The sequence below is a fragment of the Klebsiella sp. YJ genome, assembly GCF_002108615.1.
In the GTDB taxonomy this organism is placed as follows: Bacteria; Pseudomonadota; Gammaproteobacteria; order Enterobacterales; family Enterobacteriaceae; genus Klebsiella; species Klebsiella planticola.
In genome coordinates, this window is record NZ_MTEG01000014.1 from 1 (window position 1) to 14,304 (window position 14,304).

The window sequence follows — 14,304 nt, forward strand, 5'->3', positions numbered from 1 at the left end:
AGCGGTTCACCGCCAGACACCCGAGGCAGGAGCCCGGTGCGTAAATCGCGCACGCCGGGATCTGTGCGGGGGGTATCCGGTAACGGGTATCCCTACCGCGACATTTTCTCGACAAAATTGCGCTCGCCATCCATACTCTACTTTGGCAAAAACCGGGGTGAAAATTGCGTGAACGCCTGCGCGCGCGTATACTTTCAGCGTTGACGTAATACAGTGTACTTGCGGTTACCAGCCGTAAACATGCTGAGAAAAACCTCGCTCCGGCGGGGTTTTTTGTTTTTTTCGACCGGTAAGAAATTGTGATCCTTCACACAAATCCTCGTGGATGAAAATAAATCCGTTGTTTAATGGCGGCGGCTGTGTTTGTATAAATTCAGTTAAATTTTCGACACAACAGGTCCCTAATGAACGCTTCCATTCTGACTTCGACTCTACTAAAAACCGCGCCTGCCGCGGTGGTCGTCGTGCGTGTGGTGGTCGTCGTCGGCAATGCGCCGTAGGGTCCGGAACAACACGATTCCAAACCCCGCCGGCGCAAACCGAGCGGGGTTTTTTTTCGACACTCGCCCGGTAAGTCGGCTCAAAATAAAAGGACTGGAGCATGGCAAGTTCGGGCACAACATCAGAAAAAATGCGCTTTACCGGCGCACAGTTAGTTATTCATTTACTGGAACGCCAGGGGATCACGACCGTTGCGGGCATCCCGGGCGGCTCTATCCTTCCCATCTATGACGCATTAAGCCAAAGCACGCAGATTCGCCACGTTCTGGCGCGTCACGAGCAGGGCGCGGGCTTTATCGCTCAGGGGATGGCGCGTACCGAGGGCAAACCGGCGGTCTGTATGGCCTGTAGCGGCCCGGGCGCCACCAACCTGATCACCGCCATCGCCGATGCGCGTCTGGACTCGATTCCGCTGGTGTGCATTACCGGCCAGGTTCCGGCATCGATGATCGGGACCGATGCGTTCCAGGAAGTCGACACCTACGGTATCTCTATCCCCATCACCAAACATAACTACCTGGTCCGCGATATTGCTGAACTGCCGCAGGTGATGAGCGATGCTTTTCGTATCGCCCAGTCCGGCCGCCCGGGTCCGGTGTGGATAGATATTCCTAAGGATGTGCAGACGGCGACCATCGAGCTGGAGGCGTTACCGGAGCCGGGTGCGCGCACCACACCGCCGACATTTGACAGCGCCAGCGTCCACGACGCGGCCGCCATGATCAATGCGGCTAAGCGCCCGGTACTTTATCTGGGCGGCGGCGTGATTAACGCCCCTGAGCAGGTGCGTGCGCTGGCGGAAAAAGCGAACCTGCCTACCACCATGACCCTGATGGCGCTGGGGATGCTGCCGAAGGCGCATCCGCTGTCGCTGGGCATGCTGGGTATGCACGGCGCGCGCAGCACCAACTTTATTCTGCAAGAAGCGGATTTACTGGTTGTTTTAGGCGCGCGTTTTGATGACCGGGCGATTGGTAAAACCGAGCAGTTCTGCCCGAACGCGAAAATTATTCACGTTGATATCGACCGTTCCGAACTGGGTAAAATCAAGCAGCCGCACGTGGCGATTCAAGGGGATGTGGCCGACGTTCTGGCGCAGCTGACGCCGCAGGTCGCCGCCCAGCCGCGCGACGAGTGGCGCCAGATGGTGGCGGATCTGCAGCGTGAGTTTCCGTCCCCGATTCCGCAGGAGAGCGACCCGCTCACCCATTACGGCCTGATCAACGCCGTTGCCGCCTGCGTCAATGATGAGGCGATCGTCACCACCGATGTCGGTCAGCATCAGATGTGGGTCGCGCAGGCTTATCCGCTGAATCGCCCGCGTCAATGGCTGACTTCCGGCGGGCTGGGAACCATGGGATTCGGTCTGCCGGCAGCGGTCGGAGCGGCGCTGGCTAATCCACAGCGCAAAGTCATCTGCTTCTCCGGTGACGGCAGCCTGATGATGAACATTCAGGAGATGGCCACCGCGGCAGAAAACCAGCTGGATGTGAAAATCATCCTGATGAATAACGAAGCGTTGGGGCTGGTCTATCAGCAACAGAGCCTGTTCTATCAGCAGGGGGTATTTGCTGCCACCTATCCCGGAATGATTAACTTTATGCAGATCGCCGCCGGATTTGGTCTGCAAACCTGCGATTTAAATCACGAAGCCGACCCGCAGGCGGCGCTGCAGGCGATCATCGATCGTCCCGGTCCGGCGCTGATTCATGTGCGTATTGATGCGGAAGAAAAAGTCTATCCGATGGTTCCGCCGGGAGCGGCAAATACAGAAATGGTGGGGGAATAAACCATGCAACAGCAGACTCATGACAACGTTATTCTGGAACTCACCGTGCGCAACCATCCGGGAGTGATGACCCACGTTTGTGGCCTGTTTGCCCGCCGCGCGTTCAACGTGGAAGGCATTCTCTGTTTGCCGATTCAGAACAGCAACCACAGCCGCATCTGGCTGCTGGTGAACGATGACCAGCGGCTGGGGCAGATGATCAGTCAGATTGAAAAACTGGAAGATGTGGAGAAGGTGGCGCGTAATCAGTCCGATCCTTCCATGTTTAATAAAATTGCCGTCTTCTTTGAGTAAGAGCCTGCCCCATCAGGCTATTTTATTTGCCATTTTGGCCATGGGCAGTGCACGTACTGCGTGTACGCTCTGGTTTTTCCGCGCTGCCCGCGTCCAGACTGGCTGCAACAATCTACGCCTGGTGGGATGACGCTCAGTTATTCGCTTTCAGAGTCCGGCGTGATGACTTTTACCGACCCGTTCCGGCAGTGCGTGGCATAGTCTGCCGGTAACGGGCGATCGCTGATCAGCACATCAAATGCCGGCAGCGGCGCTATACTGGCAGGCGCAACATCGTCGAACAGCGCGTAGCGCGCGAGCAGGATTTTCCGCAGGCCGCGATCCATCGCTTTACGTTTCGTGGCGAGGTCGTCGGGGTTAAACCAGCTGACGCCAAAATGTTCGTGAACGCCGCTGGCGGAGATAAACACTTTACGCGGATTGAGTGAATCCAGCGCCGAAGGGTTGCCGTTATCGTAGAAGGCATCGCTCTTCGCCCGATAGGTGCCACCGCATAAAATGGCGGTGGCATTGGGCTTTTCATTTAAGGCCATAAACACCCGATGTGAATAGCAAATACCGGTAAAGGTAATGTCATCGGGGATCATATTGATGACCAGCGGCATTTCGCTGCCGTTATCAAAAAAGACCAGGTCGTTTTCGCTGACCAGGCCGGCGGCGAGGATGGCAATGGGCAGTTCGTCGCGATGATGGGCCGGTTTTGTCGCCAGCGCTGGCGTGACGGAAGGCGATGAGGGTTTGTTGACCATCACCACGTAGCCGCCTAATAGCGTGAGCGGCAGCGGTTCGTCGTTTTCCTGGCTGAGATCCCGACGAATCGTCATCACAGAGACCTCCAGCATACGCGCGGCGTCTTTAAGATGGATTCGGTCGGTTTTCTTCAGCAGTTCCATCAGACGACGTATACGTTCTTTTTGCTTGGTCTCCATTCACACTCTCCGCAATTCATTTGGCAAATGTTCCTTTGGTAACATTTTTGTCCCTGCTGAAACATTATGCATTCACATTACTATACTGCGGCCCCTTGAGAATTAAAAGTCTGACCGATCTCGTTTTTATTAATATAATTTCTTTATTTTCAGTTTCTTATCTTGTTGTCTTTGATTTTTATTTTTCTTTCCCTCTCGATTTCCCACATTTTCCTGGATGATAAATAAACAAGAAATGATACTGCAATCGCGATCATGGTCACAAATGGTACTAAAGTAACATGATAATGTTACGATAATATCATTGTTGTGTGATTGTTTCTGAGAGGTAGTAAAATGGATATCGCGGTTATTGGCTCCAACATGGTGGACCTCATCACCTACACCAACCAGATGCCGAAAGAGGGGGAAACCCTTGAGGCGCCGGCGTTCAAAATTGGCTGCGGCGGGAAAGGGGCCAACCAGGCCGTTGCCGCCGCTAAGCTTAATTCGAAAGTGCTGATGTTGACCAAGGTGGGAGATGACATCTTTGCGGATAACACGATTCGCAATCTTGAGTCCTGGGGCATCAATACCACTTATGTTGAGAAAGTCCCTTGTACCAGCAGCGGCGTGGCGCCGATCTTTGTGAATGCCAACTCCAGCAACAGCATTCTTATTATTAAAGGCGCCAACAAGTTCCTCTCTCCTGAAGATATCGATCGCGCCGCCGAGGATTTAAAAAAATGCCAGCTGATTGTGTTGCAGCTTGAGGTTCAACTGGAAACGGTTTACCACGCTATCGAATTTGGTAAAAAGCACGGCATTGAAGTGTTATTAAATCCGGCGCCCGCGTTGCGCGAATTAGATATGTCTTATGCCTGTAAATGTGATTTCTTTGTTCCCAATGAGACCGAGCTGGAAATATTAACCGGCCTGCCTGTTGATACTTACGACAATATTCGTGCCGCCGCCCGCAGCCTCGTTGAAAAAGGCCTCAACAATATTATTGTGACCATGGGTGAGAAGGGCGCGCTGTGGATGACGCGCACTCAGGAAGTGCATGTCCCGGCATTTAAAGTCAGCGCGGTAGATACCAGCGGCGCAGGCGATGCCTTTATCGGTTGTTTTGCTCACTATTACGTCCAGAGCGGAGATGTTGAATCCGCCATGAAAAAAGCCGCTCTCTTTGCCGCCTTTAGCGTCACGGGGAAAGGCACGCAATCGTCTTATCCCAGTATCGAGCAGTTTAATGAATATCTGTCGTTAAACGAATAATCACTCTGCACTGTAAAAGGTAGCACTATGAACGATAAAAACATCATTCAGATGCCTGACGGCTATCTGAACAAAACACCTCTGTTCCAGTTTATTTTGTTATCCTGCTTATTCCCTTTATGGGGATGTGCTGCGGCCTTAAATGATATTTTAATTACGCAGTTTAAAAGCGTGTTTGCATTAAGTAACTTTGCCTCCGCGCTGGTCCAGAGCGCATTTTATGGCGGTTATTTTTTAATTGCGATCCCGGCGTCGTTAGTGATTAAAAATACCAGCTATAAGGTCGCTATTCTCACCGGACTGACGCTGTATATCGTCGGCTGCACGCTCTTTTTCCCGGCTTCGCACATGGCAACCTACACCATGTTCCTGGCCGCGATTTTCGCGATTGCCATCGGCCTGAGCTTTCTTGAGACGGCAGCGAACACCTACAGTTCGATGATCGGCCCGAAAAGCCATGCCACGCTGCGCCTGAACATCAGCCAGACCTTTTATCCGATTGGCGCGGCAGCCGGTATTTTGCTGGGTAAATATCTGGTCTTTTCCGATGGCGAAAGTCTGGAAAAACAGATGGCTGGCATGAATGCCGAGCAGATCCATAACTTTAAAGTCCTGATGCTGGAAAACACCCTTGAGCCTTACAAGTACATGATCATGGTGCTGGTGGTGGTCATGGTGCTGTTCCTGCTGACGCGCTTCCCGACCTGTAAAGTTGCGCAGACGGCGAACCATAAACGCCCGTCGGCGGCCGACACGCTGCGCTACCTGGCTACCAACGCACGTTTTCGTCGCGGAATTGCCGCCCAGTTCCTGTATGTCGGTATGCAGGTTACCGTCTGGTCGTTCACCATTCGCCTTGCGCTGGAGTTGGGTGATATCAACGAGCGTGATGCCTCAACGTTTATGGTCTACAGCTTTGCCTGCTTCTTTATTGGCAAGTTTATCGCCAACATTTTAATGACCCGCTTCACGCCGGAAAAGGTGCTGATTCTCTACTCGGTTATCGGCGCACTGTTCCTTGCGTATGTGGCGCTGGCGCCGAGCTTTAGCGCGGTCTACGTGGCGGTGCTGGTGAGCGTGCTGTTCGGACCGTGCTGGGCAACCATCTATGCCGGTACGCTCGATACGGTGGATAACGAACACACTGAAATGGCCGGTGCGGTCATTGTGATGGCGATTATTGGCGCCGCCGTCGTCCCTGCGATTCAGGGCTTTGTCGCCGATATGTTCCACTCGCTGCAGGTCTCTTTCCTGGTACCGATGCTGTGCTTCATCTATGTCGGCATCTATTTCTGGCGCGAATGCAAAGTTCGCCGGGCGCTGACTGAAGCGACGGCATCCTGAGGAGAACGATCATGACGACACGCTTACCTTTATGGCGCCAGCTCTTTAGCGAGCAACCGCGCACGCTGCTGGCGAATGATGACTTCACGGTGACGGCTTTCCGCTATGCCAGCGGCGTAGAGGGGCTGCGGGTGGAAAACGCGCGCGGTTATCTGGTGATTTTGCCCTGGCTGGGGCAAATGATCTGGGATGCTGAGTTTGATGGCCGCGATCTGACCATGCGCAATATGTTCAGCGAGCCGAAGCCGGCAGCGGAGGTGGTGGCCACCTATGGCTGTTTCGCTTTCCACTCAGGGCTGTTGGCGAACGGCTGTCCGTCGCCGCAGGATACTCACCCGCTGCATGGTGAAATGGCCTGTGCGGCCATGGATGAAGCCTGGCTTGAACTGGAGGCAGACTGCCTGCGCGTGGCGGGGCGCTATGAATACGTGATGGGCTTTGGTCATCACTATGAGGCGCGGCCGACGGTGGCCTTACGGCGAGCCAGCGCGCTGTTTGATATCCAGATGGCGGTGACCAATCTTGCCTCTGTCGCCATGCCGCTGCAGTACATGTGCCATATGAACTATGCCTATGTGGCGCAGGCGACCTTCAGCCAGAATATCCCTGACGAAGCGCTCTCGCTGCGCGAATCGGTACCTGCCCACGTGCAGCCGACGGAATCGTGGCTGGCGTTCAATCAGCGTCTCCTGCAAGGCGAAGCCTCGCTGACCGCGTTGTGCGAGCCTCAATATTACGACCCGGAAATCGTCTTTTTTGCCGATCAGCTGGATCGCTACACCGATAGCCCGGAATTTCGCATGATAGCGCCGGATGGCACCACGTTTGTCACGCGGTTCTCCAGCACCGAGTTCAATTATGTTACCCGCTGGATCCTCTATAACGGCGATCAGCAGGTTGCTGCTTTCGCGCTGCCCGCCACCTGTCGGCCCGAGGGATTCCTGGCGGCTCAGCGTAATGGCAGCCTGATTTCACTGGCGCCGCAGCAAACCCGGACCTTCACGGTGACCACCGGTATCGCCTGAGGCGGATAATCCTGCTCAAGGATTGAACAACAACGCGCGATAAACAAAATCATTCAAGTGGCATCAAGGCGGCAAGTCTGAGAATCCCCGGTTACTGACTTAAGTCAGTGGCTGGGGGAAGCAGATGTCACCAGCGCAGACGCCGCTTGAAGGATGCCGTTTATATCGTTAAGGTAAGCGCGTTTTTTAACCCGCCAGGAAACGCCATGACCACCATTGCCCTTATCGACGATCATCTTATCGTCCGCTCCGGTTTTGCGCAGCTGCTGGGGCTGGAAGCCGACTTTCAGGTGGTTGCCGAATTTGGTTCCGCCCGCGAAGCGCTGGCGGGGCTGCCCGGGCGCGGCGTACAGGTCTGTATTTGTGATATTTCGATGCCGGATATGTCAGGACTTGAGCTGCTCAGCCAGTTGCCTAAAGGCATGGCGACCATCATGCTCTCTGTTCACGACAGTCCGGCGCTGGTGGAACAGGCGCTGAATGCCGGCGCCCGCGGTTTTCTCTCCAAACGCTGTAGCCCGGATGAGCTGATCGCCGCGGTCAGAACGGTGGCGGCCGGCGGTTGTTACCTGACGCCGGACATCGCCATGAAGCTGGCGGCAGGCCGCCAGGATCCGCTCACCCGCCGCGAGCGGCAGGTCGCAGAAAAGCTGGCGCAGGGGATGGCGGTGAAAGAGATCGCCGCTGAGCTGGCATTGTCGCCAAAAACCGTACACGTGCATCGCGCCAATCTGCTGGAAAAGCTGGGCGTCAGCAACGATGTTGAGCTGGCGCGGCGTATGTTCGATAGCTGGCAATGAGACCGTTCCTCTCCCGGCTGCTTTCGGTGGCTGGCTGCTTCTGTATTTTCTCCGCCGCGTGGTTCTGCCTGTGGAGCATCAGCCTGCACCTGGTCGAACGACCGGATCTTGCCGTCCTGCTGTTCCCCTTTGGCCTGCGGCTGGGTTTGATGCTGCAGTGTCCGCGCGGCTACTGGCCGGTGTTACTGGGCGCTGAATGGCTGCTGATCTTCTGGCTGGCGCAGGAAGTGGCGCTGGCGCATCCGATAATATTGATGATCGGTAGCGTGCTGGCGCTGCTGCCGGTGGCGCTCATTTCACGCTATCGTCACCAGCGCGACTGGCTCACATTGCTGCGTCAGGGCGGGGCGCTGATTGCCGCCGCGCTGCTGCAATCACTGCCGTGGATGAGCGAAGGGAGCGACGGACTGAACGCGCTGCTGTTGACGTTAACCGGCGGCCTGACGCTGGCCCCGACCTGCCTGGTTATCTGGCACTATCTCACCAGCACCGTCTGGCGACCGCTGGGGCCATCGCTGGTTTCACAGCCGGTCAACTGGCGAGGGCGGCATCTTATCTGGTATCTGCTGCTGTTTACCGTCAGCCTCTGGCTACAGCTGGGACTGCCCGCCGAGCTCTCGCGTTTTACCCCTTTCTGCCTGGCGCTGCCGATCATCGCTTTAGCCTGGCATTACGGCTGGCAGGGGGCGCTGATCGCCGCGCTGATGAACGCTATCGCGTTAATCGCCAGCCAGACCTGGCACGATCATCCGGTGGATTTGCTGCTCTCACTGCTGGCGCAGAGCCTGACCGGGCTGCTGCTGGGCGCCGGAATTCAGCGTCTGCGCGAGCTGAACCAGTCGCTGCAAAGCGAGCTGGCGCGTAACCGGCGGCTGGCGGAGCGGCTGCTGGAAACGGAAGAGAGCGTGCGCCGGGACGTGGCGCGCGAGCTGCATGATGATATTGGCCAGACCATCACCGCGATTCGCACCCAGGCCGGGATTGTGCAGCGTCTGGCGCCGGAAAACGGCGGCGTGAAACAGAGCGGTCAGCTGATTGAGCAGCTTTCGCTAGGGGTTTACGACTCGGTTCGTCGGCTGCTGGGTCGTCTGCGCCCGCGTCAGCTCGACGATCTGACCCTTGAACAGGCGGTACGTTCGCTGATGCGCGAAATGGAGCTGGAAGATCGTGGGATGATCAGCCATCTCGACTGGCGCATTGATGAGGCCGCCTTGAGCGAAAACCAGCGCGTGACGCTGTTCCGCGTCTGTCAGGAAGGGCTGAATAATATCGTCAAACATGCCAGCGCCAGCGCGGTGACGCTGCAGGGCTGGCAGCAGGATCAACGGCTGATGCTGGTACTTGAGGATGATGGCTGCGGGCTGCCGCCGGGTACCGGGCAGCAGGGCTTTGGCCTGACCGGTATGCGCGAACGCGTGACGGCGCTGGGCGGTACGCTCACTATCTCCTGCACGCACGGCACCCGTGTCTGCGTCAGCCTGCCGCGCCGTTATGTTTGAGGAGTCATGATGCTGAGCTTTCTGAAATCCCCGCCCGATGCCGCGCCGGTTACCGATAAGCAGGCGCTGGATGAGCGTTATCGCTACTGGCGGCGTCATATTCTGCTGACCATCTGGCTGGGCTATGCCCTGTTTTATTTCACGCGCAAAAGCTTTAACGCCGCGGTGCCGGAAATTCTCGCCAGCAACGTCCTGACCCGCAGCGATATTGGCCTGCTGGCGACGCTGTTTTACATCACCTACGGGCTATCGAAGTTTTTCTCCGGCATCGTCAGCGACCGTTCCAACGCCCGTTATTTTATGGGGCTGGGCCTTATCGCCACCGGCGTGGTCAATATTCTGTTTGGCTTCTCCACCTCGCTATGGGCGTTCGCCCTGCTGTGGGCGCTGAACGCTTTTTTCCAGGGCTGGGGGTCGCCGGTGTGCGCCCGTCTGCTGACGGCCTGGTATTCGCGAACCGAGCGCGGCGGCTGGTGGGCATTGTGGAATACCGCGCATAACGTCGGCGGGGCGCTGATTCCGATGGTGGTCGGCGCGGCGGCGCTACGCTACGGCTGGCGTACCGGGATGATGATTGCCGGGATGCTGGCGATTCTCGCCGGGCTGTTCCTCTGCTGGCGACTGCGCGACCGGCCGCAGGTCGTCGGGCTGCCTGCGGTGGGCGACTGGCGGCATGACGAGCTGGAGATTGCCCAGCAGCAGGAGGGGGCGGGTCTGACGCGCAAAGAGATTCTTACCAAATACGTACTGCTCAATCCCTATATCTGGCTGCTGTCGCTGTGCTACGTGCTGGTATACGTGGTGCGGGCGGCGATTAACGACTGGGGCAACCTGTATATGTCGGAGACGCTGGGCGTCGATCTGGTGACCGCTAATTCGGCGGTAACGATGTTCGAACTGGGCGGTTTTATTGGCGCGCTGGTGGCGGGATGGGGCTCGGATAAGCTGTTTAACGGCAACCGTGGACCGATGAACCTGATTTTCGCCGCCGGTATTTTGCTCTCGGTCGGTGGTTTGTGGCTGATGCCTTTCGCCAGCTATGTGATGCAGGCGGCCTGCTTCTTTACCACCGGTTTCTTTGTGTTTGGCCCCCAGATGCTGATTGGCATGGCGGCGGCGGAGTGTTCCCATAAAGAAGCGGCGGGCGCGGCAACCGGGTTTGTCGGGCTGTTTGCCTATCTCGGGGCGTCGCTGTCCGGCTGGCCGCTGGCGCAGATTATGGAAATCTGGCACTGGAGCGGTTTTTTCGTAGTCATCGCTATTGCCGCCGGCATTTCCGCGCTGCTGCTGCTGCCATTTTTAAACGCTCAGGCACCCAGAACCGCCAGCGAAGCGTGACCTGTCTCTCCTTTTTACCCCGAGTGAGGCAAAACTAAGAAATTTTCCCGGTTCCGCCTGGACACTGTCTCAGGCCAGTCGCAGCGCGGCTTTTTACAATGCCTGCCATTCGCAGGTATAAAAATTAGCCCGGAGTGTCCTATGCTGGCCTTTCTAAACCAGGTGCGCAAGCCGACCCTGGATCTGCCGCTCGATGTGCGGCGTAAAATGTGGTTCAAACCGTTCATGCAGTCCTATCTGGTGGTCTTTATTGGCTACCTGACGATGTATCTGATCCGCAAAAACTTTAACATTGCCCAGAACGATATGATCTCCACCTACGGGTTGAGCATGACCCAGCTGGGGATGATTGGCCTTGGCTTCTCGATCACCTACGGCGTGGGTAAAACGCTGGTGTCTTACTACGCAGACGGTAAAAACACCAAGCAGTTCCTGCCGTTTATGCTGATCCTCTCCGCCATCTGTATGCTCGGCTTTAGCGCCAGTATGGGGGCCGGTTCAACCAGTCTGTTCCTGATGATCGCCTTCTATGCGCTGAGCGGTTTCTTCCAGAGCACCGGCGGTTCGTGTAGCTATTCGACCATTACCAAATGGACGCCACGTCGTAAGCGCGGCACCTTCCTCGGCTTCTGGAATATCTCTCACAACCTCGGCGGCGCGGGCGCTGCGGGCGTGGCGCTGTTTGGCGCGAACTATTTGTTCGACGGCCACGTCATCGGCATGTTCATCTTCCCGTCGATTATTGCGCTGATTGTCGGCTTTATCGGTCTGCGTTTTGGTAGCGACTCTCCGGAATCTTACGGCCTCGGTAACGCGGAAGAGCTGTTTGGCGAAGAGATCAGCGAAGAGGATAAAGAGACGGAAGAGAACGCCATGACCAAATGGCAGATTTTCGTCGAGTATGTCCTGAAAAACAAAGTCATCTGGCTGCTGTGCTTCTCCAACATCTTCCTCTATGTGGTGCGCATCGGTATCGATCAGTGGTCGACGGTCTATGCCTTCCAGGAGCTGAAGCTTTCCAAAGAGGTGGCGATTCAGGGCTTTACCCTGTTTGAAGTCGGGGCGCTGGTCGGCACGCTGCTGTGGGGTTGGCTGTCGGATCTGGCGAACGGCCGTCGTGCGCTGGTGGCCTGTATCGCGCTGGCGTTAATCATCGCCACCCTGGGTGTTTACCAGCATGCCAGCAACCAGTATGTCTATCTGATGTCGCTGTTTGCCTTAGGCTTCCTGGTCTTTGGCCCGCAGCTGCTGATCGGCGTTGCGGCGGTGGGCTTCGTCCCGAAAAAAGCCATCGGTGCGGCGGACGGTATCAAAGGCACCTTCGCTTATCTGATAGGCGACAGCTTTGCCAAACTGGGACTGGGGATGATTGCCGACGGCACGCCGGTCTTTGGCCTGACTGGCTGGGCGGGTACCTTTGCGGCGCTGGATGCGGCAGCTATCGGCTGTATCTGCCTGATGGCCATCGTCGCGGTCTTTGAAGAACGTAAAATTCGTCGCGAGAAAAAGAAACCCATCCTGCAGAATGCCTGAGTGATGAGTATAGGTAACGTTGCCCGGCATTTATGCCGGGCTTTTTTATTACACCATCAGTGAATGACTCAAATGGGCGACGACATCGTTGAGTGAAATTTGTACCCAATCATGATTTTCTTCGTCGTAAAATGTTACCTCGGTCTCATTGCCATCAATAAGTAAAATAAAGCGAGCGCCCTGGCGCTGGGCATTTTTTTGTCTGGTCGCGAGACGTAAAGAAGAACAATCATTCAGAATGCTTAAATGTGGAAAACTGCGGCGTAAGCGCCGGCTCAGGGTCAATGCCACGCTGCGGGCTCTTTCCTGACATGGAATAATCACCAGATCAATATGCTTGCCGGGTAAGTTAACTTTTTTGGTACTGCTGAGCAGATGCATGATAGGTTCCAGCATAAAAGCAAACCCGCAGGCGGACACAGGGTGGCCAATCAGCCGGCTGGCAGTATGATCATAGCGTCCTCCCCGGCATAACAATTGATGGCGATACGGGGCGTCAGAGTGCCACTCAAAAATAAGATCATTGTAGTTATTCACGGGGAAAAGTTTGCGGTCGTGAGTAAACGGGATATGCAAGGCCGTCAGGGTGTCACAGAGCCGGGTGAATCGCTGACGTGAGCGGGGTGATATCCATGACTCTAATTGAGGAGCCGGTTCCGCAAGACGCTGCATTAAACTGTCTTTATCCGTTAATAAACGTTCCGGGCGGATGTTGAGCCAGTTAAGTTGTTGGGCGTTCAACAGTGCGGCGAAAGGACGATAGTATTGTTGTAGGGCATGACGAAAATGCGCAAACTCTTCCTGATTTCCGGTAGTGTTAACTTTGAGGTCGATGAACGGTAATAACTGAAGAGATTTAAAAAAATCGTACTGTAGGGAAATAAGTTCGATTTCAATGCCAATATCGGAATAGCCGAAGGTCTCAACACCCAGCTGGTGAAACTGGCTGATATTTTGCTGATGCTGACGACGAAACATTGTCCCCTGATACCAGACCCTTGTTTCAGTTTGCAAATTTCGATGCTGTGAAAGTAGCCGTAAGCACCCCATGGTGCCATCACCGCGAAGTAATGCCTGATGATTTAATAAAAGCTCGCCGGAGTCAGAGCAAAAAGACTGAGTTAAATCTTCCTCAAGTTTTTCCAGCAACGGAGTTCGTATTTCGTGATAACAATACTGGCGCAACAGGTATTCTGCTTTTTTTTCTAGCCACTCCCAGGTTGCCGCGGGATTGTGGTCATGTTTCCTGGGACGGCCTATTTTCCGTGGGCGTAAATTCCGTTGGAATTTTTCCTCAAGTGATTTAGAGTATGCAGTGGTAGCCAGCAGGCAATTTTGGGTTAATGCAGATTCAATTCGCGTTATTATTGCCGGACTCATGCTGCTGAGGCAAAAATGTTGATAAATATTTCGACGTTGTAATGAGTTTTCCCCCAGGCGTAAATACTCGTCGTGAGGTGTAATTCTTTCCTCTGGCGCATCGGCAGAGCTGTGATGAGTAAATTCATCGGTGCAGTGGCATTCAATATATTTTTTAACGAGTAAAAAATACGCATTGGGTTCGACTGGGCTGCAATCGTAACGGCTATCCCACAGCGTGCCATGCCGCTGATGTCGGTGGTTGAAATCATGCGCGTAACCTTTTCCAAGGTGCTGCATGAAACGTCCCAGACTTTCTTTATCTGGGGCTGAAAGGAGCAATGTTATTTTTTGCAAAGACAATGAATATGCATGTAATTTTATATTGTAAATAACTAATGCATTATCAACACAATGATAAAAATTGCTAATGTCTTCGTCATCCTTAAATATAACCTCATCATTATGTCCTGACAGTTTTACAAGATGAGGGATGCCATCAATGAATAATCTTTTTTTTCGCGGCATAGTTAAATCACTTAATTTATTGAGTGATAATATAAGGAGGGAAGTGTGATGGTTGTTTTATTATAATTATCATGGCGTTAATCATACTCACTCCCATTTTTGAATATC

General features: G+C 54.7%; 12 protein-coding genes. 10 read left to right on the forward strand and 2 right to left on the reverse strand.

Going from position 1 to position 14,304, the window contains the following annotated elements:
* The first annotated feature begins 404 nt into the window (after nucleotides 1–404).
* From ivbL to ilvN, 3 genes are all read left to right on the forward strand, one after another.
* Nucleotides 405–500 (forward strand): ilvB operon leader peptide IvbL, encoded by a 96-nt coding sequence (gene ivbL, locus BV390_RS15580; protein ID WP_004869113.1) that lies wholly within the window; start codon nucleotides 405–407, stop codon nucleotides 498–500.
* A gap of 101 nt (nucleotides 501–601) precedes the next feature.
* The gene (gene ilvB, locus BV390_RS15585) at nucleotides 602–2,290 is read left to right on the forward strand and encodes an acetolactate synthase large subunit (protein WP_047663631.1); all 1,689 of its coding nucleotides are present in this window, start codon (nucleotides 602–604) and stop codon (nucleotides 2,288–2,290) included.
* A gap of 3 nt (nucleotides 2,291–2,293) precedes the next feature.
* Nucleotides 2,294–2,584: an acetolactate synthase small subunit gene (gene ilvN / locus BV390_RS15590; protein ID WP_004869110.1), complete on the forward strand. Its 291-nt coding sequence runs from the start codon at nucleotides 2,294–2,296 to the stop codon at nucleotides 2,582–2,584.
* Nucleotides 2,585–2,721: 137 nt separating this feature from the next.
* Here ilvN and BV390_RS15595 read toward each other — a convergent pair whose 3' ends face one another.
* Nucleotides 2,722–3,513: a DeoR family transcriptional regulator gene (locus BV390_RS15595; protein ID WP_085397088.1), complete on the reverse strand. Its 792-nt coding sequence runs from the start codon at nucleotides 3,511–3,513 to the stop codon at nucleotides 2,722–2,724.
* A 336-nt stretch (nucleotides 3,514–3,849) separates the two neighbouring features.
* On the opposite strand from BV390_RS15595, the gene rbsK reads away from it, so the two are divergent.
* The 7 genes from rbsK to uhpT all read left to right on the forward strand — a co-directional run bounded on the left by rbsK (nucleotide 3,850) and on the right by uhpT (nucleotide 12,309).
* Entirely contained in the window at nucleotides 3,850–4,770 is a 921-nt protein-coding gene (gene rbsK / locus BV390_RS15600; protein WP_004869105.1) for a ribokinase, read from the forward strand.
* 27 nt (nucleotides 4,771–4,797) lie between these two features.
* Nucleotides 4,798–6,114 carry an L-fucose:H+ symporter permease gene (fucP, locus tag BV390_RS15605; RefSeq protein WP_032697056.1) on the forward strand — a complete coding sequence of 439 codons (1,317 nt, stop codon included), beginning with the start codon at nucleotides 4,798–4,800 and terminating at the stop codon, nucleotides 6,112–6,114.
* A gap of 11 nt (nucleotides 6,115–6,125) precedes the next feature.
* Nucleotides 6,126–7,139, forward strand: coding sequence for an aldose 1-epimerase family protein (locus tag BV390_RS15610; protein WP_032690186.1), 1,014 nt, complete (start codon nucleotides 6,126–6,128; stop codon nucleotides 7,137–7,139).
* A 206-nt stretch (nucleotides 7,140–7,345) separates the two neighbouring features.
* Nucleotides 7,346–7,939 carry a transcriptional regulator UhpA gene (uhpA, locus tag BV390_RS15615; RefSeq protein ID WP_032690187.1) on the forward strand — a complete coding sequence of 198 codons (594 nt, stop codon included), beginning with the start codon at nucleotides 7,346–7,348 and terminating at the stop codon, nucleotides 7,937–7,939.
* A 17-nt stretch (nucleotides 7,940–7,956) separates the two neighbouring features.
* On the forward strand, nucleotides 7,957–9,438 hold the full coding sequence (uhpB, locus tag BV390_RS15620; RefSeq protein WP_168185421.1) for a signal transduction histidine-protein kinase/phosphatase UhpB: 1,482 nt from the start codon (nucleotides 7,957–7,959) through the stop codon (nucleotides 9,436–9,438).
* A gap of 9 nt (nucleotides 9,439–9,447) precedes the next feature.
* Nucleotides 9,448–10,776: an MFS transporter gene (uhpC, locus tag BV390_RS15625; RefSeq protein ID WP_085397089.1), complete on the forward strand. Its 1,329-nt coding sequence runs from the start codon at nucleotides 9,448–9,450 to the stop codon at nucleotides 10,774–10,776.
* A gap of 141 nt (nucleotides 10,777–10,917) precedes the next feature.
* A complete protein-coding gene (uhpT, locus tag BV390_RS15630; protein ID WP_032690190.1) occupies nucleotides 10,918–12,309 on the forward strand; it encodes a hexose-6-phosphate:phosphate antiporter in 1,392 nt (463 codons plus the stop codon).
* Between the two features lie 48 nt (nucleotides 12,310–12,357).
* On the opposite strand, the gene BV390_RS15635 is transcribed toward uhpT, so the two are convergent.
* Nucleotides 12,358–14,196 (reverse strand): ATP phosphoribosyltransferase regulatory subunit, encoded by a 1,839-nt coding sequence (locus BV390_RS15635; protein WP_085397090.1) that lies wholly within the window; start codon nucleotides 14,194–14,196, stop codon nucleotides 12,358–12,360.
* Nucleotides 14,197–14,304 lie beyond the last annotated feature (108 nt).

Coding starts and splice junctions, on each gene's coding strand:
- ivbL (WP_004869113.1), top strand. CDS start 405: ATGAACGCTTCCATTCTGACTTCGACTCTACTAAAAACCGCGCCTGCC.
- ilvB (WP_047663631.1), top strand. CDS start 602: ATGGCAAGTTCGGGCACAACATCAGAAAAAATGCGCTTTACCGGCGCA.
- ilvN (WP_004869110.1), top strand. CDS start 2,294: ATGCAACAGCAGACTCATGACAACGTTATTCTGGAACTCACCGTGCGC.
- BV390_RS15595 (WP_085397088.1), bottom strand. CDS start 3,513: ATGGAGACCAAGCAAAAAGAACGTATACGTCGTCTGATGGAACTGCTG.
- rbsK (WP_004869105.1), top strand. CDS start 3,850: ATGGATATCGCGGTTATTGGCTCCAACATGGTGGACCTCATCACCTAC.
- fucP (WP_032697056.1), top strand. CDS start 4,798: ATGAACGATAAAAACATCATTCAGATGCCTGACGGCTATCTGAACAAA.
- BV390_RS15610 (WP_032690186.1), top strand. CDS start 6,126: ATGACGACACGCTTACCTTTATGGCGCCAGCTCTTTAGCGAGCAACCG.
- uhpA (WP_032690187.1), top strand. CDS start 7,346: ATGACCACCATTGCCCTTATCGACGATCATCTTATCGTCCGCTCCGGT.
- uhpC (WP_085397089.1), top strand. CDS start 9,448: ATGCTGAGCTTTCTGAAATCCCCGCCCGATGCCGCGCCGGTTACCGAT.
- uhpT (WP_032690190.1), top strand. CDS start 10,918: ATGCTGGCCTTTCTAAACCAGGTGCGCAAGCCGACCCTGGATCTGCCG.
- BV390_RS15635 (WP_085397090.1), bottom strand. CDS start 14,196: ATGCCGCGAAAAAAAAGATTATTCATTGATGGCATCCCTCATCTTGTA.